Origin of the sequence: Streptomyces sp. NPDC020845, assembly GCF_044334165.1 — a bacterium.
GTDB lineage: Bacteria > Actinomycetota > Actinomycetes > Streptomycetales > Streptomycetaceae > Streptomyces.
This window is the reverse complement of sequence record NZ_JBIRSJ010000086.1, coordinates 1-1,340: the sequence shown is the minus strand read 5'-3', so window position 1 is coordinate 1,340 and position 1,340 is coordinate 1. Positions and strand designations below refer to the sequence as shown.

At 63.0% G+C, this 1,340-nt stretch carries 1 protein-coding gene; it reads right to left on the bottom strand.

The window, feature by feature from the left end:
* Positions 1–1,340 (bottom strand): acyltransferase domain-containing protein (locus tag ACH4U7_RS53185; RefSeq protein ID WP_398534945.1); only part of this gene is annotated, 1,340 nt, incomplete at both ends.

Below are 1,340 nucleotides of genomic sequence, written 5' to 3'. Positions count from 1 at the left end.
GCTGTGGTGGTTTTGGTGGGGTGGGGGAGCCAGTGGTGTTGGTGTTGGAAGGGGTAGGTGGGGAGGGGGATGCGTCGGGGGTGTTGGGTTTGTGGGTTGTGGTTGTTCCAGTTGGGTGTGGTGCCGTGTTGCCAGAGTTGGCCGAGGGTGTGGGTGATGGTTTGGGTGGGGGTGCGGGGGTCTTTGGGGTGGGGGAGTGAGGTGAGGGTGGGGGTGGTGTTGTGGGTGGTGTGTCGGGCGAGGGTGGTGAAGGTGTTTCCGGGGCCTATTTCGAGGAGGATGGGGTGGGGTGTGTTGTGGGTGGCGGTGGTGATGGTTTGGGTGTAGTGGACGGTGGTGGTGATTTGGTGGGCCCAGTGGTGGGGGTTTTGGGCTTGTTGGGGGGTGAGGTGGGTGCCGGTGGTGTTGGTGATGATGGGTGTGTGTGGTGGGTGGTGGGGGGTGTTTTTGAGGGTGGTGTGGAGTTGTTGGGCGGCGGGGTTCATGAGGGGGTGGTGGAAGGCGTGTTGGGTGGTGATGGTGCGGGTGGTCCAGCCTTTGTGTTTGATGGTTTGTTTGTATTGTTGGATGTGGTGGGTGGGGCCTGATATGACGCAGTCGTTGGGGGTGTTGTGGGCTGCGATGGTGAGTTGTGGGGGGAGGGTTGGTTCGATGTGGTGGCGGGGTGCGTTGATGTTGATCATTGTGCCGGGGGGTTGTTGTTGCATGAGTTGTGCGCGTTGTGCGGTGAGGTGGAGTGCGTCGGGGAGGGTGAAGATTCCGGCGGTGTGGGCGGCGATGAGTTCGCCGAGGGAGTGGCCGATGAGGGTGTGGGGGGTGATTCCCCAGTGTTTCCAGAGTTGTATGAGGGCGTATTCGGTGGTGAAGAGTGCGGGTTGGGCCCATTGGGTTTGTTGGAGGAGGTGTTGGGCGGTGTTGGTGTCGGTGGTGTTGGTGGGGTAGAGGATTTTTCGGATGTCGTGGTTGAGGTGGGGTTGGAGTATTTCGGCGCAGGTGTCGATGGCTTGTTTGTAGGTGGGGTGTTGTTCGTAGAGTTGTTGGCCCATGTGGGGGTGTTGGGGGCCTTGGCCGCTGAGGATGAAGATGATGTGGGGGTTGTCGTGGGTGGTGTGGTGGGTGGTGGTGCGGCGGGGGTCGCGTGTTTCCAGGGCGGTGGCGATGTGGTCGGGGGTGGTGCCGTGGACGATGCGGCGGTGCGGGAATGTATGGCGTCCCTGGGCGAGGGTGTGGGCGGTGCGGGGCAGGTCGGGCTGGTGGGCGCGGAGGTGGTGGGCGAGGCGGTCGGTCGCGGCGTCGAGGGCTTGAGGGGTGCGGGCGGACAGGACGAGGAGGTGTTCGGT